This is a genomic window from Streptomyces sp. Q6, from assembly GCF_036967205.1.
GTDB lineage: Bacteria > Actinomycetota > Actinomycetes > Streptomycetales > Streptomycetaceae > Streptomyces > Streptomyces citrinus.
The window spans coordinates 3,981,789-4,005,160 of record NZ_CP146022.1 but is presented as its reverse complement, the minus strand read 5'-3'; the positions used below and the strand labels follow the sequence as shown (position 1 = coordinate 4,005,160).

The following is a 23,372-nucleotide window of genomic DNA, read 5'->3' as shown; positions in this document are numbered from 1 at the left end:
TGGCTGAAGACGAAGGGGCCGCTGAACTATGGCTGGACTCGTGGCACTGGAAGCGCTCGAGACATCCGGATCCAACCCCGACGTCACGCTGCTCTACGACATCAACGGTCTGGCGCAGGACTCCCCCGGCTGGTTCGACCGGACCATGGAGTTCGTCGGCGAGTACGGGATCCTGCTCGGGCTCGTGCTGGTCGTGCTCTGGTGCTGGTGGGGAGCCCGTAAGCGGGGCGCCCTCGAAGACGCCGCCTCGTCCGTCGCCGCCGTCGTCTGGGCGCCGCTCGCCGCGGGCGTCGCCGTCCTCGTGAACGTACCGATCCGGTCGTTCGTCGAGCGGCCGCGGCCCTTCAAGGACCACGACGGACTGACCGTCCTCGTCGACGGGAAGAACGACTTCTCGTTCGTGAGCGACCACGCCACCCTCGCGATGGCCATCGCCGCCGCCCTCTTCGTCGCGAACCGGAAGATCGGCTTCGTCGCGATCGGTCTCGCCGCCCTCGAAGGGTTCTGCCGGGTCTTCATGGGCGTGCACTACCCGACCGACGTGATCGGCGGGTTCGCGCTCGGCACCGCCGTCGCGCTGCTGCTGTCGCCGCTCGCGTCGGCGCTGCTCACGCCCGTGGTGCGGGCCGTCGGGCGCTCCGGCGGCCGCGTGTCGCGGCTGGCCTGGGCGCCTACGACTGTGGCGTCGGCGTCCGGAGCGGTGGAGCTTCCTGAGGCTCGGGGTCCTCGGGTTCCTCGGAGGAGCGGGACTTGGCCGCGTAGTCGCGCCGCGGCGGGCCAGGGCGGTGCCGGTGGCGCCGGCCGCGACGGCGATGCCGGCGCAGGCGGTGGCCAGCAGTCCCGCCGCCGGATGGGCCGCTCCGTCGTCGACGGCGGAGGCGGTGGCCGCGCCCAGGGTGAGGACGGCCGCGGTGGCCGCCGTGGCGGCGGCTATTCGGGGAGTGTTCATGGATCCAGGGCAACCCCGGCCGGAGCTTTGGGCCACCCGAGGGCGTGTCGTGTGCGCCATACGGGGTGGGGGTTCCCCGGTCCGGCCCTCGCGCCCGGCCTACAGGGCCTGCGGGAAGGTGAAGAAGCCTGACGGGTCGTAGGACCGCTTCACCTTCGTCAGGCGGCTCGCCGCGTCCCCGTAGTACGCCCGCTTCCAGTCCTTCAGCGTCGCGTCCGTGTAGTTCTGGTACGCCGCCCCGGACGCGTACGGGCCCATCGCGTCGTGTGCCCTTTTCAGCCAGCCGCGGGCCGCCGTGCCGGACGTGCCGGCCCGCCACGACACGATGTACTGCGCGAGCATCCGCGAGCGGCGGTGGACGAACGCCGTGGCCGTCGGGTCGACCCGGTTGATCGCGCCGCCGAGCGCGGTGAAGGCGATGGAGCCCGCGCCCGCCGTCACGGTCTCGATCTGCTTCAGGAGCGCGCGGATCCCCGCGTCGGAGAGCGCGCGGTCGAAGAAGTCCGAGTGCGCCGCGTACGTCTCCCGCTGCAACGCGCCCTGCGGGGAGCGGCCCGGGGTGGCGCCGGGCAGGTGGCACTGGGCGTCCGAGGAGAACGCGGAGCAGCCCGCGTACACCTCCATCGACTCCTCGTAGGAGCGGCGCTTGAGGGAGACCGACGTCGCGGAGCCCGGACCGCCGGGGCCGTCGGCGAGGCGGTCGACCGCGTTCTGGAGCTCGGTGTAGGTGCCGAGCGAGAAGGCCGCGACCGAGATCGTGGGACGGCCGCCCGCCGCGTTCGCCACGTGCAGCGACGACCAGATCTCGTCCGGCTGGTCGGGGCCCCACTTCTGCCACGCCGTCAGCACCGCCGCCGCCTTCGACCAGGGCCACGTCATGTACGCCGAGACGCCCTGCGGCGCCGGGTGGGTCCTGAAGCGGAGCTCCGTGACGACCCCGAACTGGCCGTTGCCCGCGCCGCGCAGCGCCCAGAACAGGTCCTTGTGCGTGGCCGCGTCGGCGGTGACCTCCTTGCCGTCCGCCGTGATCAGCGTGGCCCGGGTCAGGCTGTCGCAGGTCAGACCGTACGCGCGCGAGACCACGCCGTGGCCGCCGCCGAGCGTGAGGCCCGAGACGCCCACCGTGGGGCAGGAGCCCGCGGGGATCGTGACGCCCTGGGCGGCCAAGGCGCGGTAGACGTCGATGAGTTTGGCGCCCGCGCCGACGACCGCCTCGTTCGCCGAGGCGCGGACCGTCCTCATGCGCGAGACGTCGAGGATCAGCCGGCCGTCGCCGGACGACCAGCCCGCGTACGAGTGGCCGCCGTTGCGGATCGCGACCGGGACCTCGCGGGCGCGGGCGTACGCGAGCACCGTCCGGATGTCGTCGGGCCCCGCGACGTAGGCGACCCCGCTCGGCTTCAGCGCGTCGAAGCGGGTGTTGTACAGCTGGCGGGCCGCCGCCCAGGAGGACTGCCCCGGGCGCACCAGGGAGCCGTCCAGGTCCTTGGCGAGCGCCGCCAGGTTCGCGGCCGCGCGGGTGGACGCCGACGCGCTCGTGGAGCGGACCGGGGCCGACGAGGAGGCCGCGCGGGACGGGTGGCCGCCGCCCGGGGTGCAGGCCGACAGCGCGCCCGCCGCGACCGTCGCCGAAGCCGCTATGAACGTACGACGCTGCATGCCGTGTCTCCCTCGGGCACCCGATGCTTCCCCGGGGTACGAGACGGCGTACAGGAGCGGGGGGTTCCCCTCACGCCGTGCTGGTGTGGTCCTCGGCGTCCGAGCGGGCCTTGCTGCGCGCCCTGCGGGCCGGCCCTCGCCAGCCGCAGGTGCAGCGGGCCAGACAGAACCGGCCCTGCTCGACGACGGTCGTCGTGTGCTCGTGCTGCTGTTGTGCCACCCCGCCACGGTAGCGGGCCGATGTAAACCCCCCGTTCGCGTGACGGGTGCCCCTACTCGTCGTTAACCCGGCGACAGGGGGCCGCACACCCACGGACCAGCTTGGGGGTAGACAAGCGATGGTGGTGCAGCAGCACGGGCGCCCGGGAGACTCGGCAGGGGTCCCGGCGAGGAGAGTGGCGGCGGCGGTGGCCGTGGCGTCCCTCGTGGCCGGCGTCAGCGGGTGCGGCGGCGGAGCAGAAGCGGGCGACCGGAACGCGGACCCGACGCAGGCCGTGCGCGAGGCCCCCGACCGGCTGGTCCGCGAGGGCAGTTCACGGGCCCGTACGGCGATGGAGATGGCCAGCGGCGGTACCCGCGTGACCATCGAGGGCGAGGGCGTCTACGACTACCGCAAGGGCATCGGCGAGCTGAAGGTGCGGCTGCCGCAGGACGCGGCCGGGGCCCAGGAGCACCGCCCGATCACCGAACTCCTCGCGCCCGGCGCCCTGTTCATGAAGAACCGCGGCTCGGGCGTGCCCGACGACAAGTGGGTCCGCGTCGACACCGCGTCCCTGACCGACGGCAACCTGGTCACCGGCGGCGCCACCGACCCGCTCGCGGCGGCCGAACTGCTGCGCGGCGCCCGGCAGGTGACGTACGCGGGGGAGAGCGAGATCGAGGGGACGACGACCCGGCACTACCGGGGGAGCATCGACCTCACCGCCGCCGCGCGGGCCGCGTCCAGGGGGAACGAAGGGGCGCTCGCCGCGGCGGCGAAAGGGTTCGGCAAGGAGCCGGTGCTGTTCGACGTCTACCTCGACGAGGACGGGCTGATCCGCAAGGTCCGGCACCGCTTCGGATTCGCCAACGGGCCGCAGAAGAAGGAAGTGGCCTCCACGACCCTGTTGTACGGGTTCGGGAAGACCGTCCAGGTCCGGCTTCCGGACAAGAAGGACATCTTCTCCGGGCGGGTGGCCGAGAAGTAGGGCTCCTCGGCCACCGGAAATGGTTCTTCCGTGCCATGCGCGCTGCGTAGGCCGCTCCCTACGCTAGGAAGTCGCATACGGCTGGAAGAGGTGATGCACCGTGGCTCCGGTGGGTGGTACGGCTGTGCAGGACCGCGTCGCCCTCGCCGAGATCGAGTTGTGCGGTGAATTGATCATCGCGGCGTCCGCGGTCCCCGACGAGCGGCTCAGCGTGGACCGGATCGACGAGGTGCTGCGGCTCGCCGAGGCGCTGCCCGAAGGGCCGGACGACGAGGGGTGACGGCACCCCGGGCGGTGGTCAGGTGCGCAGCATCCGGGCGATCGCCTTCGTCGCCTCTTCGACCTTGGCGTCGATCTCGTCGCCGCCCTTGATCGCGGCGTCGGCGACGCAGTGCCGCAGGTGCTCCTCCAGGAGCTGGAGGGCGAAGGACTGCAAGGCCTTCGTGGAGGCCGACACCTGCGTGAGTATGTCGATGCAGTAGACGTCCTCGTCGACCATGCGCTGGAGCCCGCGGATCTGCCCCTCGATGCGGCGCAGGCGCTTGAGGTGTTCTTCCTTCTGGTGGTGGTACCCGTGGATGCCTCGGTCGTGGTCGGTCACGATCTCGGCCGTGGGCCCTGCTTGTGTCGCGTCCGTGGTCATCGTGTCCGACCTCCCGTTGTCGATCTCACATACCCCCGGTGGGTATATGGTACCGGATTTTCCCCGGCCGCGGCCGGTTCGTCCCGGCTTGACCGGACCCCGTGCTGATCACTGTGCCTGATGGGCGACACTGGGGGAACGCCGGTTAGCCGTGGCCGGATGATGCGCCTAGCATCAGCCTGACCGAATCCAGAGCACCCCGAGGACCCCACGTGCGCTTTCGTCTGACCCCCAGGGAGACGAGCTTCTACGACATGTTCGCCGCATCCGCGGACAACATCGTCACGGGCTCGAAGCTCCTGATGGAACTGCTCGGGGCGGATTCCTCCGCCCGGGCCGAGATCGCGGAGCGGATGCGGGCAGCGGAACACGCCGGTGACGACGCCACCCACGCGATCTTCCACCAACTGAACTCCTCGTTCATCACGCCCTTCGACCGCGAGGACATCTACAACCTCGCGTCGTCCCTCGACGACATCATGGACTTCATGGAGGAGGCCGTCGACCTGGTCGTCCTCTACCAGGTCGAGGAGCTGCCCAAGGGTGTGGAGCAGCAGATCGAGGTCCTGGCCCGCGCGGCCGAGCTGACCGCGGAGGCCATGCCGAACCTGCGCACCATGGACAACCTCACCGAGTACTGGATCGAGGTCAACCGGCTGGAGAACCAGGCCGACCAGATCCACCGCAAGCTGCTCGCGCAGCTCTTCAACGGCAAGTACGACGCCATGGAGGTGCTGAAGCTGAAGCAGATCGTGGATGTGCTGGAAGAGGCCGCCGACGCCTTCGAGCACGTGGCTAACACGGTGGAGACCATCGCCGTGAAGGAGTCCTGAGGCCGGCTCATGGACACCTTCTCCCTGATCGTGACGATCGCCGTCGCGCTCGGATTTACGTATACGAACGGCTTTCACGACTCTGCGAACGCCATCGCCACGTCCGTCTCCACGCGGGCGCTGACGCCTCGCGCGGCGCTGGCCATGGCCGCCGTGATGAACCTCGCCGGTGCCTTCCTGGGCAGCGGTGTCGCCAAGACGGTGAGTGAGGGGATCATCGCCACGCCCCACGGCGACAAGGGGATGGGCATCCTGTTCGCGGCCCTCGCGGGCGCGATCGTCTGGAACCTCATCACCTGGTACTTCGGGCTTCCCTCGTCCTCCTCGCACGCCCTGTTCGGTGGCATGGTGGGCGCCGCTCTCGCGGGCGGCACCACCGTCTACTGGTCGGGCGTGTGGGAGAAGATCGTCATCCCGATGTTCACGTCGCCGGTGATCGGTCTCGTCGTCGGTTACCTCGTGATGTGCCTCATCATGTGGCTGTTCCGGCGGTCCAACCCGCACAAGGCCAAGCGCGGATTCCGTATCGCGCAGACCGTCTCGGCGGCCGGCATGGCGCTCGGCCACGGCCTCCAGGACGCGCAGAAGACCATGGGCATCGTGGTCATGGCGCTCGTCATCGGCGGTCACGAGTCGTACGACGACCCGATCCCGGTCTGGGTCAAGATCGCGTGTGCGCTGATGCTGTCGCTCGGTACGTACGCCGGTGGCTGGCGGATCATGCGGACGCTCGGCCGCAAGATCATCGAGCTGGACCCGCCGCAGGGCTTCGCCGCGGAGACGACGGGCGCCTCGATCATGTTCGGGTCCGCGTTCCTCTTCCACGCGCCGATCTCGACGACGCACGTCATCACGTCCGCGATCATGGGTGTGGGCGCGACCAAGCGGGTCAACGCGGTCCGCTGGGGTGTCGCCAAGAACATCATCCTCGGCTGGTTCATCACGATGCCGGCCGCGGCGCTCGTCGCCGCCGGTTCGTACGGGATCGTCTGGCTGGCCTTCGGGTAGGCCCGAACCCCCGAACACGATCGAAGGCCCGCCCCTCGCAGAGGGGCGGGCCTTCTCTCTGTCCTCGTGGTGGCACCGCCATGCAGCACCACGAGGGGTCGGGGTGTCCCGGGGATCAGCCGAAGCGGCCCGAGATGTAGTCCTCGGTGGCCTGGACCGACGGGTTGGAGAAGATGCGTTCCGTCTCGTCTATCTCGATGAGCCGGCCGGGCTGGCCGACCGCCGAGAGGTTGAAGAACGCGGTGCGGTCCGAGACGCGGGCCGCCTGCTGCATGTTGTGCGTCACGATGACGATCGTGAAGCGCTCCTTGAGCTCGCCGATGAGGTCCTCGATGGCGAGCGTGGAGATCGGGTCCAGGGCCGAGCAGGGCTCGTCCATGAGCAGGACCTGCGGCTCGACCGCGATGGCGCGGGCGATGCACAGACGCTGCTGCTGACCGCCGGAGAGACCGGAGCCGGGCTTGTTCAGGCGGTCCTTGACCTCGTTCCAGAGGTTGGCGCCCTTGAGGGACTTCTCGACGACGTCGGCCAGCTCGGACTTCTTGTAGTTGCCGTTCAGGCGCAGGCCCGCCGCCACGTTGTCGAAGATCGACATCGTGGGGAAGGGGTTGGGGCGCTGGAAGACCATGCCGACGGTGCGGCGCACGGCCACCGGGTCGACGTGGGAGCCGTACAGGTCCTCGTCGTCCAGGAGCACCTTGCCCTCGACGCGGCCGCCGGGGGTGACCTCGTGCATCCGGTTGAGGGTGCGCAGGAACGTCGACTTGCCGCAGCCGGAGGGGCCGATGAAGGCCGTCACCGAGCGGGGCTCGACGGTCATCGAGATGTCTTCGATCGCCTTGTGGGCGCTGTAGTAGGCGGTGAGACCGCTTACGTCGATTCGCTTGGCCATGGGGTCAGTTCACTTCCGATACGTCTGTCGCTGAGGGAAGGTCGCGTCAGCGACCGGCGCTCGGGGACTTCCAGCGGGCGATGCCGCGAGCCACGAGATTGAGGATCATGATGAAGGCGATGAGGACCAGGGCCGCGGCCCAGGCGCGGTCGTACGCCGCTTCGCTGCCGCCGCTGCCCGCGTACTGCTGGTAGATGTACAGCGGCAGCGAGGCCTGCGGGCCGTCGAACGGGTTGGCGTTGATCAGCGGGTTGCCGAAGACCAGGAGCAGCACCGGGGCCGTCTCGCCCGCGATCCGGGCGACCGCGAGCATGATGCCCGTGGTGATGCCGCCGATCGACGTGGGCAGGACGACCTTGAGGATCGTGCGCCACTTCGGGACGCCGAGGGCCAGGGAGGCCTCGCGCAGCTCGTTCGGGACGAGCTTGAGCATCTCCTCGGTGGAGCGGACCACGACCGGGATCATCAGGATCGACAGGGCCATCGAGCCGGCGAAGCCGGAGAAGCCGAAGCCGAGGATCAGGATCCAGAAGGACAGGACGAACAGGCCCGCCACGATCGAGGGGATGCCCGTCATGACGTCGACGAAGAACGTGACCGCCTTCGCGAGCTTGCCGCGCCCGTACTCCACCAGGTAGATCGCCGTGAGCAGGCCGATCGGGACCGAGATCAGGGTGGCGAGGCCGACCTGCTCCAGCGTGCCGAGGATGGCGTGGTAGATGCCGCCGCCGGGCTGGTAGCTGGTGACGAAGCCCATCGAGTGCGTCAGGAAGTACGGGTCGAGGACCTTGATGCCGCGCTGCACCGTCTCGTAGACCAGTGAGGCGAGCGGGACCACGGCGAGGATGAAGGCGACCCAGACGATGCTGGTCGCGACGCGGTCCTTGGCCTGGCGGGTGCCCTCGACCTTGGCGGCGAGCCCGTACGTGACGAGGACGTAGAGCAGCGCGGCGATCAGACCCCACTGGATCCGGCTGTCGAGGCCGCCGCCGAGCCCGATGGCGCAGCCCGCGGCGACCGAGCCGACCGCGATGGCCCAGGAGGACCAGCGGGGCAGGCGCGCGGCGCTCAGGGACGTGGCGCGCTTGGCGGGGATGGTGGCGTGGCTCATGCGTTGGCCCCCGAGTACTCCTTGCGGCGGGCGATGATCAGGCGGGCCGCGCCGTTCACCAGCAGGGTGATGACGAACAGGACCAGACCCGAGGCGATCAGGGCGTCGCGGCCCTGGTCGTTGGCCTCGGAGAACTTCGCGGCGATGTTCTGCGCGAACGTGCCGCCGCCCGGGTCGAGCAGGCTGGCGTGGATCAGGAAGTCGGGGGAGAGGACCGTGGCGACGGCCATCGTCTCGCCGAGCGCGCGGCCGAGGCCGAGCATCGACGCGGAGATCACACCGGAGCGGCCGAAGGGGATCACCGACATGCGGATGACCTCCCAGCGGGTGGCGCCGAGGGCGAGGGCCGCCTCCTGGTGCATCAGGGGGGCCTGCCGGAAGACCTCGCGGGAGACGTTCGTGATGATCGGCAGGATCATGATCGCCAGCAGGATGCCGACGGTGAGCAGGGTGCGCGGGGCGCCGCCCTGGTACTCGAAGATTCCGGTCCAGCCGAAGTAGTCGTCGAGCCAGCTGAACAGGCCCTGCATGTGCGGCACCAGGAAGAGGGCGCCCCACAGGCCGTACACGATGGACGGCACGGCGGCCAGCAGGTCGATGACGTAGGCGATGGTGCCGCTCAGCTTCTTCGGCGCGTAGTGCGTCAGGAAGAGCGCGATGCCGACGGCCACGGGGACCGCGATCAGCATGGCGATGACCGACGTGACGATCGTGCCGAAGGCGAGGACGGCGATGCCGAAGACGGGGGGTGTCGCGGTCGCGTTCCACTCGAAGGTGGTGAGGAAGTTGCCCTCGTTCTTCGAGAGGACCAGCGAGGCGCGGTAGGTCAGGAAGACCGCGATCGCGGCCATGATCACCAGCAGCAGGATGCCCGAACCGCGCGAGAGACCGAGGAAGATCCGGTCACCGGGGCGGGTGGCGCCGCGGGCGGCGCGCTTCTGCTGGGCCGGGGTCGGGCGATCGGCGGGCGCGGGTGGCGCGGGTGATTGCGTGGTTATGTCCATGGGGGTTCTCCGGTCTGCGAAGTCCCGTGTCACGCGGAGCAGTGACGGGACTTCTGGCGGCGGTGCACCGGACGGTGCGGGCCACCCGTGGTTCGGGTGGCCCGCACGCTGGGTCAGCTGAGGCCGGCGACGGTCTCGCGGACCTTGGCGTTGATCTCGGTCGGGATCGGGGCGTAGCCGAGCTTGGCGAGCGCGCCCTGGCCCTCGTCCGAGGCCGTGTAGGTCAGGAAGGCCTTGGTGGCGGCCAGGGTGTCCGCCTTGTTGCCCTTGTCGCAGACGATCTCGTACGTGACCAGGGTGATCGGGTACGCGCCGTCGGCCTTGGTGGCGTAGTTCAGCTCGAGGGCGAGGTCCTTGCCGGTGCCCACGACCTTGGCGTCGGCGATCGCCTTGGTGGCGTTCTCCGTGGTCGCCTTGACCGGGGCCGAGGCGCCCGTGTCGATGTCGACCGTCTTGATGTCCTTGGCGTAGGACAGCTCGAAGTAGGAGATGGCGCCGTCGACCTGCTTGACCTGCTGCGCCAGGCCGGAGGAGCCCTGCGCGGACTGGCCGCCCTTGGCCTGCCAGGCCTTGCCGCCCTCGTACTTCCAGTCGTTCGGGGAAGCGGCCTTGAGGTACTTGGTGAAGTTGTCCGTGGTGCCGGACTCGTCCGAGCGGTGGAACGCCTGGATCTTCGTCGACGGGAGCTTCGCCTCGGGGTTCAGCTTCTTGATCGCCACGTCGTTCCACTTGGTGATCTTCGAGTCGAAGATCTTCGCGAGGGTCGACGCGTCCAGCGTCAGGCTGTCGACGCCCGAGACGTTGAACGCGACGGCGATCGGGCCGCCGACCATCGGGAGGTCGATGCCCTGGCCGGTCTTGCAGACCTTCTTCGAGGCGGTGATCTCCTCGGGCTTGAGCGCCGAGTCCGAGCCCGCGAAGGCGACCTGGCCCTGGTTGAACGCCGTGACACCGGCGCCCGAACCGTCGGGCTTGTAGTTGATCTGGACACCCGAGCAGGCCTGGGCGAAGGACTGGCGCCAGGCGTCGACCGCGTTGGCCTGGGCGGAGGAACCGATGCCGAGGAGCTGGCCCTTGGCGTCGTCGCACTTGATGTTGCCGGCCTTCGCGGAGGAGCTGGAACCGCCCCCGCCGGTGCTGTTGGTGTCGTCGGAGCCGCACGCCGTGAGGGCCAGGGCGCCGGAGACGGCGAGAGCGCCGAGAGAGAGGGCGCGGAGCCGGTTCTTGCGCTGAAGCTTCACCTTCGGATGTTCCTTCCAGGAGCCGCCGGCCTCTTGTCGTCTGTGGCGGCGTGCGGAGTCTGCGGAGTGTTCGGTGCGCGGTGAGTCCTGCCTCCGGAGTCCCCGTAGTCCCCCGTGGTCGTTCCGGGGGCGGTGACTCACCGCGTAAGGCCGAAATTAGGCAGATCAGGTGAAGCGGTCGATGGGCATGAGTGAACGGCGGGTGAACCTAAGCAGGCGGTGTGGTTAGGTCACGGAGCGATTACGCCCGGTACAGGTCAGGCGACGCGGAGGGCGTCGAGCAGCGCGTCCACGAGCTTGCGGTCGCGGGGCTGTGTGAGGCGGTTTCTGGCCGCGGCCGGCGAGAGCCAGACAATGCGGTCGACCTCGGCGTTCGGGGTGAAGGCGCCGCCCGCGGCCTCCGCCGCCCAGTAGTCGACGCGCTTGGGGCGGCCGTTCGCGACGTAGCGGACCGTGGGCAGGGTGGTGCCCGGGGTGCAGGAGTGGCCGGTTTCCTCCGCCACCTCGCGCAGCGCGCCGGCCAGCGGGGCCTCGCCGCGCTTCAGCTTCCCTTTGGGGTGCGACCAGTCGCCGTACTTCGGCCGGTGGACCAGGCAGATCTCCAGGCCGTCGTCGAACGGCGAGCGGCGCCACAGGACGCAGCCCGCCGCTCGCACCGTGCGGGTGTCGTCCTCGGGTGCGGTCATGGGGTGCCCACCGCCTCTCGCTGCCATGTCTGCCGGAACTCGATCCTGGCGGCTTCCACCGCGTGCCGCTGGTCGGCGTGGAGCACACCGAGGGCGTACGCCGTCGCGGGGGCGATGCGCGGGGTGCGGGCCGCGTGCGCGGCGGCGGCCGCGGCCTCGGCGGCGTCCCGGTGCGTGTTCAGGGCGTGCGCGGCCCGCCGCAGCCGCGGGTCGGCCGCCGGTACGCCGAGCACGACCTCCTCGGCGTACCGGTGCAGGCGCAGCAGCAGGCGTACGTGGTGCCAGGGCGTGTCGGCGTCCGCGTTGTACGGGTGGCCGGTGTGGCGCAGGGCGGCGACCGCCTCGTCGAGCCGGGACGCGGCCTCCGCGGCGAGCTTCTCCAGGCCGGTGCCCGCGCCGGACAGCGGGACCTCGCTGGCGAGCACCGCGACGTTGTCCGCGACCGCGTGGAAGCGGGACGAGCCGAGGGCCTGGAGCGCGGTGCTGTGCGCGCGGGTGCGGGCGAGGGTGAGCTGACGGTCGAGCAGCGCCGCCGCCTTGGCCGCGCCGACCGTCAACGCGGTGGTGCCGGGCGCCTGTTGGGGCAGTCGGGCGGCCGGCGCGGGCCCGTTGGTGGTGAGCCGTTGCAGCGCGCCGTTCAGCCGGTCGAGGCGGTCGCCGTACGCGTGCTCCTGCGCCAACGTGCCGGACAGCCATGCCAGTTCGGGCCGCAGCGCGTCCGACCAGTCCGCGTCGAGCAGCGGGCGGAAGGTGTGCAGGGTCCCGCTGATCCGGCGGGCGGCGCGGCGCAGGGCGAGGGCCGCGTCCGCCGTGTCGCCGCCCGCGCCGCTCTCGCGGTGCAGGCGCAGCGAGCGCAGGAACTCGGTGGCCTGGGACCGCAGGTGGCACCCCAGGACCGTGCCCCCGTCCCGCGCTGTCGACGGCCCGCTGGAATCAAGGTGTCGCTGTGCCACGCCGGCGCCTCCGGGCGTCTATGAGCATCTCCTGTACGTTGCGCAGGGGGCGTCCGGCAGGATCCTGACTGTCCACCGCGTGGCGGGTCCAGTTGCCGTCCGGGCCCAGGTGCCAGGAGGCGGTGGCGTCGGACATCCCCGTTTCGAGCAGCCGGTTGAGGGCGGCCCGGTGGGCCGGGTCCTCGACGCGGACCAGGGCCTCGATGCGGCGGTCGAGGTTGCGGTGCATCATGTCGGCGCTGCCGAACCACACTTCGGGCTCGCCGCCGTTGCCGAAGGCGAAGACGCGTGAGTGCTCCAGGAAGCGGCCGAGCACCGAGCGGACCCGGATGTTCTCCGAGAGGCCCACGACGCCGGGCCGCACCGCGCAGATGCCGCGTACCCACACGTCGACCGGGACTCCGGCCTGCGACGCCCGGTAGAGGGCGTCGATGACGGCCTCGTCGACCATCGAGTTGACCTTGATACGGACGTACGCGGGGCGTCCCGCGCGGTGGTGCTGGACCTCTTTGTCGATCCGCGTGATCAGTCCCGTACGCAGGGACTTGGGGGCGACGAGGAGGCGGCGGTAGGTCTCGCGGCGCGAGTAGCCGGACAGCCGGTTGAAGAGGTCGGAGAGGTCGGCCCCGACCTCCTGGTTGGCCGTGAGCAGGCCCAGGTCCTCGTACAGGCGGGCGGTCTTGGGGTGGTAGTTGCCGGTGCCGACGTGGCTGTAGCGGACGAGCGAGTCGCCCTCCTGCCGGACCACGAGCGACAGCTTGCAGTGCGTCTTGAGGCCGACGAGGCCGTAGACGACGTGGCAGCCCGCCTCCTCCAGCTTCCTGGCCCACTTGATGTTGGCCTGCTCGTCGAAGCGCGCCTTGATCTCGACGAGGACGAGGACCTGCTTGCCCGCCTCGGCGGCGTCTATCAGCGCGTCCACGATCGGTGAGTCGCCGGACGTGCGGTACAGCGTCTGCTTGATCGCCAGCACGTCCGGGTCGTTGGCCGCCTGTTCCAGGAAGGCCTGTACGGAGGTGGAGAAGCTGTCGTACGGGTGGTGCAGGAGGACGTCGTGGTTGCGCAGGGCCGCGAAGATGTCGGGCGCGGACGCGGACTCCACCTCGGCGAGGTCGCGGTGGGTGCCCGCCACGAACTTGGGGTACTTCAGCTCGGGCCGGTCCAGGCCCGCTATGGAGAACAGGCCGGTGAGGTCGAGCGGGCCGGGCAGCGGGTACACCTCGGCCTCGCTGATCTTCAACTCCCGTACGAGCAGGCTCAGTACCTCGGAGTCGATGGTCTCCTCGACCTCCAGGCGGACCGGCGGGCCGAAGCGGCGCCGCATGAGCTCCTTCTCCAGGGCCTTGAGGAGGTTCTCCGCGTCGTCCTCCTCGACCTCCAGGTCCTCGTTCCGCGTGACGCGGAACATGTGGTGCTCCTCGATCGTCATGCCGGGGAACAGCTCGGCGAGGTGGCGGGGCGCGGAGATGACGTCCTCGATGGGGACGTAGCGCTGCGGGGACGCCTCCAGGAAGCGGGAGAGCAGCGGCGGCACCTTGACGCGGGCGAAGTGGCGGTGGCCGCTCACCGGGTTGCTGACGACGACCGCGAGGTTCAGGGACAGTCCCGAGATGTACGGGAACGGGTGCGCGGGGTCGACGGCCAGCGGGGTGAGGACCGGGAAGATCTGCTGCATGAACAGCGTGTAGAGCCGGGCCTGCTCCTTCTCCGTCAGCTCGTTCCAGCGCACGACGTGGATGCCCTCGTCGGCCAGTGACGGGGCGACGTCGTCCTGGTAGCAGGCGGCGTGCCGGGCCATGAGCTCGCGGGAGCGGTTCCAGATCAGTTCGAGGACCTCGCGGGGCTGGAGCCCGGAGGCCGATCGGGTGGCGACACCGGTCGCGATGCGGCGCTTGAGGCCCGCGACGCGGACCATGAAGAACTCGTCCAGGTTCGAGGCGAAGATCGCCAGGAAGTTGGCCCGCTCCAGGAGCGGGGTGTTCGGGTCCTCGGCGAGTTCGAGGACCCGTTCGTTGAACGCCAGCCAGCTGCGCTCGCGGTCCAGGAAGCGGCCCTGCGGCAGCTCGGCGCCGTCCTGGTTCGCGTATTCGTCCTCGTAGTCGTCGGGATCCGCGTCGATGTCGGCGACGATCCCGGCGAGCTTCGCGTCGAAGTCGCCGGACGCCACGGGATGCGGGCGGTGGGCGGCGAGGGAGCCCACGGAGGGCTGGGGCTGCGGGGCCGAGGGGGCTGCGGACTGGTCCTGGGCGGCATTCGGCTGGCTCATGGACCCATTCTTCCGCGTGGAGACGCTCTCGGGCGCGCCGACGAGGTCGCAGAGCGCGGGCGCGAGCCGGAGCCGGGCCTGGGGGGCCGGTTCCTGCGGGGCCTTCGAGGGGTCGGGCGCGGGGGGCTGCATTCCGTGAGCGTCGCAAGTCCGTCTGAATCGCTGGTTACGGCGACATGACGTCCGGGCTATGGGCGGGCGGCCCCCCGCTGTCCGGGGGCCTCGCCGGTCAGGCCGTGCGGCGTTTCAGCAGCCGGAAGGCGACGGCGGTGGCGAGCGCGGCCAGGATGAGCACCACGGAGGTTTCCGCCAGTTGGAGGGGCCAGTAGTGGGACTTCGGGTGGTACGTCACCCAGAAGTCCTGGAACTTCTGGGTGCAGCGGTGGAGGTCCGCGGCGCTGTCGGTGCCCACGCACGCGTTGTCGTTGGTGAGGCGTTCGCCGGTGCCTCGGAGGACGGCGCCGTGGACCAGGACGTCGGCGTCGGCGGGTGGATTCAGGGCCTTCCGGCCGGTGTCGGTGACGGTGGGCCACAGGCTCGGGCGGTAGCGCATGCCGAGGGTGCCGACGACGAGGAGGACCGGGATGCCGGCGAGGGCCGCGGCCGCCGTCTTGCGGTAGAGCACGCCCGCCAGCGCCCCGGCGCCGAGGCCGAGGAGGACCCGGGCGAACGGGAGGGGGCCCGTGAAGGCGAAGACGTCCGGGTCGTGCCAGGCGTGGTCGGCGGCGGGCAGCGGTCCCGAGGACCACACGAGGCGGTGCAGGACGACCAGCGGGACCAGGCCGGTGAGGAACCAGGCGGCGGGCACCGCGAGGGTCGTGGCCAGCCAGCGCGTCGGGGAGACGGACTGCACCCAGGTCAACTGGGCGGTTCCCTGCTCCAGTTGACGGCCTGTGCAGAGGCCGCCGATGAAGATCGCCGCGAGGTACGGGGTGGCGGAGATGACCGCGGTGGTCAGCCCGTAGAGGGCCTCGTACGTGTCGTACGCGCCGTTGGTGGGCTCGCAGGTCCCGGTGCACCGGGCCAGTTCGCGTGCCGCCGCGTCCGCTCCCGGCCCGTACAGCCACAGCAGCAGTCCGGTGGTGGCGAGGACGACGCCGGTCCAGGTCCACAAGGTGAGGCGGTGCAGCCGGAAGACCGTCCAGGTCAGCCCCGTGAGACGGCGGGGCCGCAGGGCCGGGAGCGCGTACGTCATGAACCCACTCTCCTGCTGAGGACGCGGAAGACGATCAGGGTGATGACTCCCGCGGCGCCCAACAGGAGTCCGGTCTCGACCAGTTGGAGCGGCCAGAAGTGGGAGGGCGGGTGGCCCTCGGTGTAGTAGCCGGTGATGTGGTGGTCGGTGAGGCAGGCGGTGTCGTCGCCGCAGAAGGGGTCGGCGATGTGGGCGCCGGAGGCGGTGACGGCCCCGTCGCCCATGGTCACGCCGGCGAAGGGGAGGTTTCCCTGGGCGACGGTGCCGACCACGGTCTTCGTCGGCCACAGGTGAGGGCTCAGGTACCCGGCGGTCTGCCACAGCAGGAGCGTGAGGACGAAGCCGACGCCCGCCCCGGCGAGCATCCGGCGCCGCAGCAGGGCTCCGAGGGTGCCGCAGGCCAGGCCCAGCAGCGGCAGCGCCACCACGATCGGGCCGAGGACCTCGAAGTTGTCGGAGAACGAGAACCACCGGTTGTCGGCGAGGTCGGGCTGTTGCGCCGCGACCGCCCGGCGCAGCAGGACCAGGATCCCGGTGCCGAGGGTGAGCGCCAGTGCGGGCAGGACCAGCTTGGCCATGAGCCAGCGTGTGGGGGACACCGACTGGGTCCACGCCAGGTGGGCGGTGCCGCTCTCCAGCTCGCGGCCGATCAGCGTGCCGCTCGCGAACACCGCGACGGCCAGCGGCAGGAGGGTGAGGAAGGTGTCGACGGTCAACAGGACGTAGTGGTAGGCGTCCGCGGTCGGGCCCTTCGCGGCGCAGGCGTTCGCCACCAGCGAGGAGCAGTGCCCGGTGACGCCGAGCCCCGCGGTGCCGGGGCCCCAGGCCCACAGCAGCAGGCCCGCCGCGACGGCCACGTAGGCGCACCACAGCCACAGGGCGCCCCGGTGCAGGCGCAGCACCGTCCAGTTGAGGCCGGTGGAGGGGGAGAGGAGTGCGGTGCTCACGCGGTGGTCTCCTTCTTCGGCTGGTACCGGCGCAGCACCAGGAACGCGGCGACGACGGCGAGCGCGGTGAGGCCGAGCAGGATGCCCGTCTCGGTGAGCTGGCGCGGCCAGTAGTCGGGGGAGGGCAGGTAGTGCCGGGTGAAGCCGGTGACGTGGTGGCTGTCGAGGCACCTCTGGTCCAGGTAGCAGCCGGGGTCGCTGATCTCCGCGCCGCCGGACGTGATCGCCTTGCTGTGCACGGGCAGCACCGGCTGCTGGTAGGCGCCCTGGAACGGCCAGGAGTTGCCGCGTGCCGCGCCGACCAGGTACTGGCCGATCCCGGCGACGGCCATCGCGGGCAGCGTGCGGCGGAGCACCAGCGCGGCGAGCACGCCGAGGGCGAGACCGAACAGGGCGTTCGCGATGGTCGCGGGGCCGACGGAGAAGGCGACGTCGCGCGGGCCGATCCCGGCGATCAGCAGGTGGTTGCCGTCGTCCCACACCAGGCGGTAGAGGGCGACGACCAGGCCGGTGCCGACCGTGATCAGCAGCGCGGGCACGGCCAGCTTCGCGGCGAGCCAGCGGGCCGGCGACACGGACTGCGTCCACGCCAGCCGCGCGGTGCCCGACTCCAGTTCGCGGGCGATCAGCGGGCCCGCCGCGAACACGGCGACGGCGACCGCGACGATCCGGGTCAGCGTCAGCGGATCGTAGAAGAGGGCGTCGAAGGAGGTGCCCACCCCGGGGAAGGAGAGGGAGCGCCCCTCCCACCCGTTCTCCTGCGCCCCGGCGTAGCCGAACGTGTCGAACGCCTTGCGCGCGGCGGACGAGCCCGGTCCCCACAGCCAGAGCAGCAGGCCCGCGCTGACGGCGACGTATCCGGCCCACACCCACAGGGCGGTGCGGTGCAGCCGGCGCACGGTCCACACGAGGCCGTCGGTGCCGGGCAGGGTGCGGCGGGCCGGGGCGACGGGCCGCTCCAGGGTCGGGGCGCTCATGCGGACACCGCCGGACGGTACGTGCCCGCGGTGGTGCCCGGGGTGAGCAGGGCGGGGGCCTCGGGGGAGCGCAGGTGCGCGAGGAGCAGCTCCTCCAGGGAGGGCTCCTGCACCTGCCAGCCCTCGCCGACCGGTCCGTCGCGGCGGATCAGGGCGGTGAGGCCGCGGCCCGAGGGGCGGGACTCGACGACCGTGTGGCCGCCGAGGTCGCCGCGGCCGGTGACCAGGCTGTGCGCGCCGATCAGATCGTCGATGCCGCCGCCGAGACGGATGCGGCCGCCGCCCAGGAGCAGCAGGTGGTCGCAGGCGTCGGCGAGCTCGGAGACGATGTGCGACGACATCAGGACGGTCGTGCCGTGCTCGGCGGCGTCCGCCATCAGCGTGCCCATCAGCTCGTGCCGGGCCAGCGGGTCCAGGTCGGCCACCGGCTCGTCCAGGAGCATCAGCTCGGGCCGCTTGCCGAGGGCCAGGGCGAGCGCGACGCGGGTGCGCTGGCCGCCGGAGAGGGTGCGGACCTTGGCCCGCGGGTCGAGGGAGCCCTGCTCGACGATGCCCGCCGCGTAGGCCGCGTCCCACCGGCCGGGGTTCAGCTCGGCGCCCATGCGCAGCGTGTCCGCGATGGACAGCTGGGGGTGCAGGGGCTTGTCCTGCGAGAGGTAGGAGACCTTGGCGCGGTGCTCGCCGGGGGCGCCGCCGAGCACGCTGATCCGGCCCGAGCTCTGCCGCAGCAGACCGGCGGCTATGGACAGCAGCGTGGACTTGCCCGCGCCGTTGGGTCCGACGAGGGCGCTGATCCGGCCGGCGGGCAGCCGGAAGGAGCAGTCCTCCAGGGCGGCGGTGGCGCGCCGCCCGTAGCGCTTGGCGAGACCGGTGGCCTCGATGGCCGTGCTCATGCGTTCCCCTTGGTGGTGATGGTGCCGAAGTGCGCTTCCAGCGCGCTGCTGAACAGGGCCGCCACGTCGTCGCGGTCGAGCCCCGCCTCCCTGGCCCGCCGCGCCCAGTCGTCGAGCTCGCCCCGGAGGGGGGAGTCGGCGGGGGCGGAGCCGAGCGTCCTGCGCACGAAGGTGCCGAGGCCCCGGCGGGCCTCGACGAGACCCGCGCGCTCCAGCTCGCGGTAGGCCTTGAGCACCGTGTTCGGATTGATGGCCGTCGCCTCGACGACCTCGCGGGCCGTGGGCAGCTTGTCGCCGGGCTCGAGCATGCCGAGCCGCAGGGCCTGCTCCGTCTGATGGACGATCTGCAGGTAGGTGGAAACGCCGCTGTGCCGGTCGATCCGGAACTCGATCACACGCTCGGACTCAGCCACTGGCGCACCCCCCTTTCACTAATCAAGTAGTGAAAGGGTCATGCAAGAGAGGGGGCGGCGTCAAGCGACGCCGCCCCCTCTTTTGGAAATCCCAGGTCAGAGCGGTCTCAGGGCGCTGGACGGCCCTCGGGTCAGGACTCGGTGCGGTACATCAGGTCCGTTTCGTACGTAGTGAAACCCAGCCGCTCGTACACGCTCACGGCCGCCTTGTTGTCCGCGTCGACGTAGAGCATCGCGGTCGGCAGACCGGCCGCGGCGAGGTGCCGCAGGCCCGTCGTGGTGAGCGCCTTGCCGAGGCCGCCGCCCTGCTGTCCGGGTGCGACACCGACCACGTACACCTCACCGAGTTGCTCCTCGGCGTGCACCTTCGTCCAGTGGAAGCCGACCAGCGTCTCGCCCTTGAACGCGAGGAAGAAACCGGCCGGGTCGAACCACGGCTCCGCCTTGCGGTCGTCCAGGTCGCGCTGGGTGAGGGAGCCCTGCTCGGGGTGGTGGGCGAACGCCGCGGCGTTCACCGCCAGCCAGGCCGCGTCGTCCTGACCGGGTACGAACGTGCGGATCCGCACCCCCGCCGGGACCACGGGGTCCGGCAGGCCGAGGTCGTCGGCTCCACCCAGGGGCCGCCGCATCTGCCGCAGTTCGCGGAACAGGGTGAGCCCGAGCACCTGCGCGAGATGCCGCGCCGCGCTGTGCCCGCCGTGCGCCCACACCCGCAGCCGCTTGCCGGACGCCGCGAGCAGCGCCGCGCCGAGCGCCCGCCCGTGCCCGTGCCCGCGGTGCGCCGGGTGCACGACCAGCTCGGCGGCCGGGGCCTCGATCGGATCGGTGTCCTCCAGCTGCGCGTATCCGACCAGCTGCCCGTCGACGCGGAGCAGCAGATGCCGGACCCCCTCTCGCTCCCCGCCGCGCAGTTGCAGCCGCCCCTGCTCCGAGACGGCCTGCTGCCCGTCGGCCCGCGCGGCCTCGGCGAGGAGGGCGAGCACGGCGCCGGCCTGCTCGGAGGTCAGGGTGGTGAGCGTCTCGACGGAGCGGCCGGAGGAGTCCGGATCGGTGCTGGGTGCGGGGTCCGTGGTCATGGGTACGAGGGTACGGCGCGGGTGTGACGAGGCGATGGCAACGAGCTCGTAACCCGCAATCCCCTGTTGCGCTACGCGCGTTGACCCTAGGCTGCCCCCGCGGTCACCGACCTCGCGCGTCACGCACGGCGCGCACGGCACGGACCGAACCCGCAGCACGCACAGCAGGTACAGCACGCACCGCATCCCCAGGGGGGACACATGCCCGCACAGAACCGTAGGCCGGGGCGCCGCCTGAGAGCCGCTCTCGCCGGTGCCGCCACGCTCGCCACCGCAGGGGCGCTGATCGCCGCCCTGCCCGCGGACGCCGCCCGCCACCCCGCGCAGGGCCGCTACCAGGACGTACAGCTGCTGTCCTTCAACGACCTGCACGGGAACCTGGAGCCGCCGACGGGCTCGTCGGGCCAGGTCACCGAGACGCAGGCGGACGGGACGACAAAGAAGATCGACGCGGGCGGTGTGGAGTACCTCGCCACTTCCTTGCGCACCGCGCGCAAGGGGCACCCGTACAGCGTGACCGCCGCGGCCGGCGACCTGATCGGCGCCAGTCCGCTGCTCTCCGGGCTCTTCCACGACGAGCCCACCGTCGAGGCCATGAACAAGCTCGACCTGGACGTCACCGGTGTCGGCAACCACGAGTTCGACGAGGGCGCCACCGAACTGGCGCGCCTCCAGAACGGCGGCTGTCACCCCAAGGACGGCTGTTACGAGGACGGCCGCACCTTCGAGGGCGCCGACTACCCGTACCTCGCCGCCAATGTGACGGACGAGAAGACCGGCAAGCCGATCCTCGCCCCCTACTGGGTGTGGAAGCAGCACGGCGTGAAGGTCGGCTTCATCGGCGTCACCCTGGAGGGCACGCCGAACATCGTGTCCGCCGAGGGCGTCAAGGGACTGAAGTTCCACGACGAGATCGAGACGGTCAACAAGTACGCGAAGATCCTCGACAAGCAGGGCGTGAAGTCGATCGTCGCGCTCATCCACGAGGGCGGCACCCCCGCCTCCGGTTCGTACAACTACACCTGTGACTCGCCCGGCGCCGGTGACGGCATCTCCGGCCCGATCGTCGACATCGCCAAGGGCATCACGCCCAAGGTCGACGCCCTCGTCACCGGCCACACGCACCAGGCGTACGTGTGCACCGTCCCCGACCCGGCGGGCAACCCGCGCATGGTCACGTCCGCGTCCTCGTACGGGAAGCTCTACACCGACACGACGCTGACCTACGACCGCCGTACCCAGGACATCGTCCGCACGTCGGTGAAGTCGCCGACGTCGGCGAACCACGTCGTGTCGCGTACGCAGGAGAAGGCGCCCGACATGACGGCGCTGATCGGGCAGTGGAACAAGCTGGCCGCGCCGGTCTCGAACCAGAGCGTCGGGTACATCTCCGCCGACATCCCCGGGCGCGGTGCCACCACACCCGAGGAGCCGCTCGGCGACCTGATCGCGGACGCGCAGCTCGCGCACGCCAAGTCCCTCGACCCGAAGGCCTCGCTGGCCCTGATGAACCCGGGCGGCGTCCGCTCCGACCTGGTCTTCAAGGCGAGCGGGAGCGAGGGCGACGGGGTCGTGACGTACGGCGAGGCGTTCACCGTGCAGCCGTTCAGCAACACGGTCAACCTGGTCGATCTGACCGGTGAGCAGGTCGTCACCGCGCTCCAGCAGCAGGTCAGCGGCTCCAACGAGGCGTCGCCGAAGATCCTTCAGCCGTCGGCCGGACTCACCTACACGCTCGACATGACGAAGTCGGGCGCGGCCCGTGTGGTCGTCGACTCCATCAGGCTGAACGGGGCCGCGATCGACCCGGCCGCGACCTACCGCGTCGCGATGAACTCCTTCCTCGCGGGCGGCGGCGACGGCTTCGCGGCGCTCGGCGCCGGCAAGAACCCGCTGGTCGGCAGCGACGACCTGAAGGCGTTCAACGACTACCTGACCGCCAACTCCTCGGCGGCGAACCCGATCGCGCCGCCCGCCGCGAACCGGATCACCCTCATCAAGTAGCCCCACCGGGCGGCACCGAGCGGCATCAGGCAGCAGCCGCACGGGCCGCGACGCGGTCTTCCCGTCGAGTGGCCTACGGTCGAACCGTGGGCCACTCGGCGTTGACTCGTACGCGGTGAAGATCGTTTGCGTAGAGGGTGGGGGTGTGTGGTGGAATCAGCCGATGCGTACCCCCCACCGCATGTCCGACGACCACATATCCAACGACCGCGCTCTGTCTGATGGTTGGCCGGAGGAATTGGTTCCCCTCCGGGAGCTGTACGACGACGAGGCGGACGACCACGACGACCGCGCGGACGGCCCCGCGCGCGATACGGCGGTCGACGAGGACGCCTGGTCGCCGCCGAACCACCGGCGCGGCAGCCGCCGCCGCAACCGGTTCGCGGGCCTGCCGCTCGTCGCGAAGGGCCTCGTCGCGCTCGTCGTGCTCGTGTCGTTCCTCGCCCTCGCCGACCGCTGGGCCGTCCTGTACGCCGAGCATCGCGCCGCCCAGCAGCTCAAGAAGGAGCTGAAGCTGACGGCCGCGCCCGAGGTCGAGATCGAGGGCTTCCCCTTCCTCACCCAGCTCGCCGACCGCCGCGTCGACGAGCTGAAGGTCACCGTCCCCGACGTCGCCGCCGACCGCGTCACCCTCGCCAAGGTCTCCGCGACCGCGAAGGACGTACGGATCACGGGCTCGGGGCTCACCGGCATCAGCGGCGCCACCGTCGACGCGATGCACGGCGAGGTGCTGCTCAGCTTCGCCGACATGAACCGTGAACTGGGCGCCTCCCAGGTCACGTTCAGTGGCCACGGCCACGACCGGGTCCTCGCGCGCGGCACGCTGCCCGTCGCCGGGCACGACGTGAAGGTGCGGGCCGACGCCACGATCCGGCGGCTCGGCGCGCGCGGCGTCGCCACCGACATCGACGGGATGCGCCTGGACCTCGGCGACCTGGCCACGTACCGGCCGGGCACCGGCGAGAGCGAGGGCCTGCACCTGACCGCGAAGTCGGTCGCCCGGATCACCGAGGAGACCGACAAGGCCAGGCGGCTGCTGGCCATCCCCGCGCTCGCGCACCGCGCGGGCGTGCCGGACGCGGCGCTGCACCAGGCGCTGAGCAGCGACGAGAAGGTGAGCGAGCTGACCGGTTCGCCGCGCTTCGTGAAGAACCTGATGAAGATGAACCTGATCGACATCGCGCTCGACCACCCCTGGCTCCTGAAGAAGATCGGCCTCGACCCGGCCCTCCTCGACGGCCTGACCCGGCTCACCCGTCCGCAGCTCGCCGACCGCCTCTCCCTCGCCTTCAACCTGCCGAAGGTGCCGGGCGACCACGGATATGTGCGGCTGCGGGACGTCACCGTGGAGAAGGACGGCATCCGCGTCGACCTGTCGGGCGCCGGCCTCTCCGTGGGGCACCAGTAGGACTTTGTCAGGCGGTGCGGCCGAGGA

At 71.1% G+C, this 23,372-nt stretch carries 22 protein-coding genes and 1 pseudogene; 7 read left to right on the top strand and 16 right to left on the bottom strand.

Annotated features, from left to right (window positions below; genetic code table 11):
- Positions 1-28 precede the first annotated feature (28 nt).
- A pseudogene (locus tag V2W30_RS18725) lies at positions 29-762 on the top strand (phosphatase PAP2 family protein).
- A gap of 286 nt (positions 763-1,048) precedes the next feature.
- On the opposite strand, the gene V2W30_RS18720 reads toward V2W30_RS18725, so the two are convergent.
- Complete coding sequence (locus tag V2W30_RS18720) at positions 1,049-2,608, bottom strand: FAD-binding oxidoreductase (protein ID WP_338698044.1); 1,560 nt, start codon at positions 2,606-2,608, stop codon at positions 1,049-1,051.
- Positions 2,609-2,678: 70 nt separating this feature from the next.
- Positions 2,679-2,828, bottom strand: a complete 150-nt coding sequence (locus tag V2W30_RS18715; RefSeq protein WP_338698042.1) for a hypothetical protein — start codon at positions 2,826-2,828, stop codon at positions 2,679-2,681.
- A gap of 118 nt (positions 2,829-2,946) precedes the next feature.
- Here V2W30_RS18715 and V2W30_RS18710 point away from each other — a divergent pair, with 118 nt between their 5' ends.
- Positions 2,947-3,795 (top strand): hypothetical protein, encoded by an 849-nt coding sequence (locus V2W30_RS18710; RefSeq protein ID WP_338698040.1) that lies wholly within the window; start codon positions 2,947-2,949, stop codon positions 3,793-3,795.
- Between the two features lie 100 nt (positions 3,796-3,895).
- A complete protein-coding gene (locus tag V2W30_RS18705) occupies positions 3,896-4,075 on the top strand; it encodes a hypothetical protein (RefSeq protein WP_338698038.1) in 180 nt (59 codons plus the stop codon).
- An 18-nt stretch (positions 4,076-4,093) separates the two neighbouring features.
- On the opposite strand, the gene V2W30_RS18700 is transcribed toward V2W30_RS18705, so the two are convergent.
- The gene (locus tag V2W30_RS18700; protein WP_338698036.1) at positions 4,094-4,438 is read right to left on the bottom strand and encodes a metal-sensitive transcriptional regulator; all 345 of its coding nucleotides are present in this window, start codon (positions 4,436-4,438) and stop codon (positions 4,094-4,096) included.
- Between the two features lie 212 nt (positions 4,439-4,650).
- Between V2W30_RS18700 and V2W30_RS18695 the strand changes: the two genes are divergently transcribed.
- On the top strand, positions 4,651-5,271 hold the full coding sequence (locus V2W30_RS18695; RefSeq protein WP_116512248.1) for a DUF47 domain-containing protein: 621 nt from the start codon (positions 4,651-4,653) through the stop codon (positions 5,269-5,271).
- A gap of 9 nt (positions 5,272-5,280) precedes the next feature.
- On the top strand, positions 5,281-6,279 hold the full coding sequence (locus tag V2W30_RS18690; RefSeq protein WP_338698033.1) for an inorganic phosphate transporter: 999 nt from the start codon (positions 5,281-5,283) through the stop codon (positions 6,277-6,279).
- A gap of 115 nt (positions 6,280-6,394) precedes the next feature.
- Here V2W30_RS18690 and pstB read toward each other — a convergent pair whose 3' ends face one another.
- From pstB to mshD, 13 genes are all read right to left on the bottom strand, one after another.
- Entirely contained in the window at positions 6,395-7,171 is a 777-nt protein-coding gene (pstB, locus tag V2W30_RS18685) for a phosphate ABC transporter ATP-binding protein PstB (protein ID WP_338698031.1), read from the bottom strand.
- A gap of 46 nt (positions 7,172-7,217) precedes the next feature.
- Positions 7,218-8,282 carry a phosphate ABC transporter permease PstA gene (gene pstA / locus V2W30_RS18680; RefSeq protein ID WP_338698029.1) on the bottom strand — a complete coding sequence of 355 codons (1,065 nt, stop codon included), beginning with the start codon at positions 8,280-8,282 and terminating at the stop codon, positions 7,218-7,220.
- The gene (gene pstC / locus V2W30_RS18675) at positions 8,279-9,286 is read right to left on the bottom strand and encodes a phosphate ABC transporter permease subunit PstC (RefSeq protein WP_338698027.1); all 1,008 of its coding nucleotides are present in this window, start codon (positions 9,284-9,286) and stop codon (positions 8,279-8,281) included. The genes pstA and pstC overlap by 4 nt, the downstream gene beginning before the upstream one ends.
- A 113-nt stretch (positions 9,287-9,399) precedes the next feature.
- On the bottom strand, positions 9,400-10,527 hold the full coding sequence (gene pstS, locus V2W30_RS18670) for a phosphate ABC transporter substrate-binding protein PstS (RefSeq protein WP_338698025.1): 1,128 nt from the start codon (positions 10,525-10,527) through the stop codon (positions 9,400-9,402).
- 257 nt (positions 10,528-10,784) lie between these two features.
- The gene (locus V2W30_RS18665) at positions 10,785-11,213 is read right to left on the bottom strand and encodes an NUDIX hydrolase (protein WP_338698024.1); all 429 of its coding nucleotides are present in this window, start codon (positions 11,211-11,213) and stop codon (positions 10,785-10,787) included.
- On the bottom strand, positions 11,210-12,166 hold the full coding sequence (locus V2W30_RS18660; RefSeq protein ID WP_338698023.1) for a CHAD domain-containing protein: 957 nt from the start codon (positions 12,164-12,166) through the stop codon (positions 11,210-11,212). Before V2W30_RS18660 ends, V2W30_RS18665 begins: the two co-directional genes overlap by 4 nt.
- Complete coding sequence (locus V2W30_RS18655) at positions 12,147-14,564, bottom strand: RNA degradosome polyphosphate kinase (RefSeq protein ID WP_425244560.1); 2,418 nt, start codon at positions 14,562-14,564, stop codon at positions 12,147-12,149. Before V2W30_RS18655 ends, V2W30_RS18660 begins: the two co-directional genes overlap by 20 nt.
- Before the next feature lie 97 nt (positions 14,565-14,661).
- Positions 14,662-15,627 carry a hypothetical protein gene (locus V2W30_RS18650; protein WP_338698019.1) on the bottom strand — a complete coding sequence of 322 codons (966 nt, stop codon included), beginning with the start codon at positions 15,625-15,627 and terminating at the stop codon, positions 14,662-14,664.
- Positions 15,624-16,574 (bottom strand): ABC transporter permease, encoded by a 951-nt coding sequence (locus tag V2W30_RS18645; protein WP_338698018.1) that lies wholly within the window; start codon positions 16,572-16,574, stop codon positions 15,624-15,626. Before V2W30_RS18645 ends, V2W30_RS18650 begins: the two co-directional genes overlap by 4 nt.
- Positions 16,571-17,551: a hypothetical protein gene (locus tag V2W30_RS18640; protein ID WP_338698016.1), complete on the bottom strand. Its 981-nt coding sequence runs from the start codon at positions 17,549-17,551 to the stop codon at positions 16,571-16,573. The genes V2W30_RS18645 and V2W30_RS18640 overlap by 4 nt, the downstream gene beginning before the upstream one ends.
- Complete coding sequence (locus tag V2W30_RS18635) at positions 17,548-18,444, bottom strand: ABC transporter ATP-binding protein (protein WP_338698014.1); 897 nt, start codon at positions 18,442-18,444, stop codon at positions 17,548-17,550. The genes V2W30_RS18640 and V2W30_RS18635 overlap by 4 nt, the downstream gene beginning before the upstream one ends.
- Positions 18,441-18,839 (bottom strand): GntR family transcriptional regulator, encoded by a 399-nt coding sequence (locus tag V2W30_RS18630; protein WP_338703674.1) that lies wholly within the window; start codon positions 18,837-18,839, stop codon positions 18,441-18,443. The genes V2W30_RS18635 and V2W30_RS18630 overlap by 4 nt, the downstream gene beginning before the upstream one ends.
- Positions 18,840-18,988: 149 nt before the next feature.
- Entirely contained in the window at positions 18,989-19,933 is a 945-nt protein-coding gene (gene mshD, locus V2W30_RS18625; RefSeq protein WP_338698013.1) for a mycothiol synthase, read from the bottom strand.
- A 201-nt stretch (positions 19,934-20,134) separates the two neighbouring features.
- Here mshD and V2W30_RS18620 point away from each other — a divergent pair, with 201 nt between their 5' ends.
- Both V2W30_RS18620 and V2W30_RS18615 read left to right on the top strand, forming a co-directional pair.
- Positions 20,135-21,937, top strand: a complete 1,803-nt coding sequence (locus V2W30_RS18620) for a bifunctional metallophosphatase/5'-nucleotidase (RefSeq protein WP_338698011.1) — start codon at positions 20,135-20,137, stop codon at positions 21,935-21,937.
- 163 nt (positions 21,938-22,100) lie between these two features.
- Positions 22,101-23,345 carry a DUF2993 domain-containing protein gene (locus V2W30_RS18615; protein ID WP_425244559.1) on the top strand — a complete coding sequence of 415 codons (1,245 nt, stop codon included), beginning with the start codon at positions 22,101-22,103 and terminating at the stop codon, positions 23,343-23,345.
- Positions 23,346-23,372: the final 27 nt, after the last annotated feature.

Coding starts and splice junctions, on each gene's coding strand:
- V2W30_RS18720 (WP_338698044.1), bottom strand. CDS start 2,608: ATGCAGCGTCGTACGTTCATAGCGGCTTCGGCGACGGTCGCGGCGGGC.
- V2W30_RS18710 (WP_338698040.1), top strand. CDS start 2,947: ATGGTGGTGCAGCAGCACGGGCGCCCGGGAGACTCGGCAGGGGTCCCG.
- V2W30_RS18700 (WP_338698036.1), bottom strand. CDS start 4,438: ATGACCACGGACGCGACACAAGCAGGGCCCACGGCCGAGATCGTGACC.
- V2W30_RS18690 (WP_338698033.1), top strand. CDS start 5,281: ATGGACACCTTCTCCCTGATCGTGACGATCGCCGTCGCGCTCGGATTT.
- pstB (WP_338698031.1), bottom strand. CDS start 7,171: ATGGCCAAGCGAATCGACGTAAGCGGTCTCACCGCCTACTACAGCGCC.
- pstA (WP_338698029.1), bottom strand. CDS start 8,282: ATGAGCCACGCCACCATCCCCGCCAAGCGCGCCACGTCCCTGAGCGCC.
- pstC (WP_338698027.1), bottom strand. CDS start 9,286: ATGGACATAACCACGCAATCACCCGCGCCACCCGCGCCCGCCGATCGC.
- V2W30_RS18665 (WP_338698024.1), bottom strand. CDS start 11,213: ATGACCGCACCCGAGGACGACACCCGCACGGTGCGAGCGGCGGGCTGC.
- V2W30_RS18655 (WP_425244560.1), bottom strand. CDS start 14,564: ATGCAGCCCCCCGCGCCCGACCCCTCGAAGGCCCCGCAGGAACCGGCC.
- V2W30_RS18650 (WP_338698019.1), bottom strand. CDS start 15,627: ATGACGTACGCGCTCCCGGCCCTGCGGCCCCGCCGTCTCACGGGGCTG.
- V2W30_RS18640 (WP_338698016.1), bottom strand. CDS start 17,551: ATGAGCGCCCCGACCCTGGAGCGGCCCGTCGCCCCGGCCCGCCGCACC.
- V2W30_RS18635 (WP_338698014.1), bottom strand. CDS start 18,444: ATGAGCACGGCCATCGAGGCCACCGGTCTCGCCAAGCGCTACGGGCGG.
- mshD (WP_338698013.1), bottom strand. CDS start 19,933: ATGACCACGGACCCCGCACCCAGCACCGATCCGGACTCCTCCGGCCGC.
- V2W30_RS18620 (WP_338698011.1), top strand. CDS start 20,135: ATGCCCGCACAGAACCGTAGGCCGGGGCGCCGCCTGAGAGCCGCTCTC.
- V2W30_RS18615 (WP_425244559.1), top strand. CDS start 22,101: ATGCGTACCCCCCACCGCATGTCCGACGACCACATATCCAACGACCGC.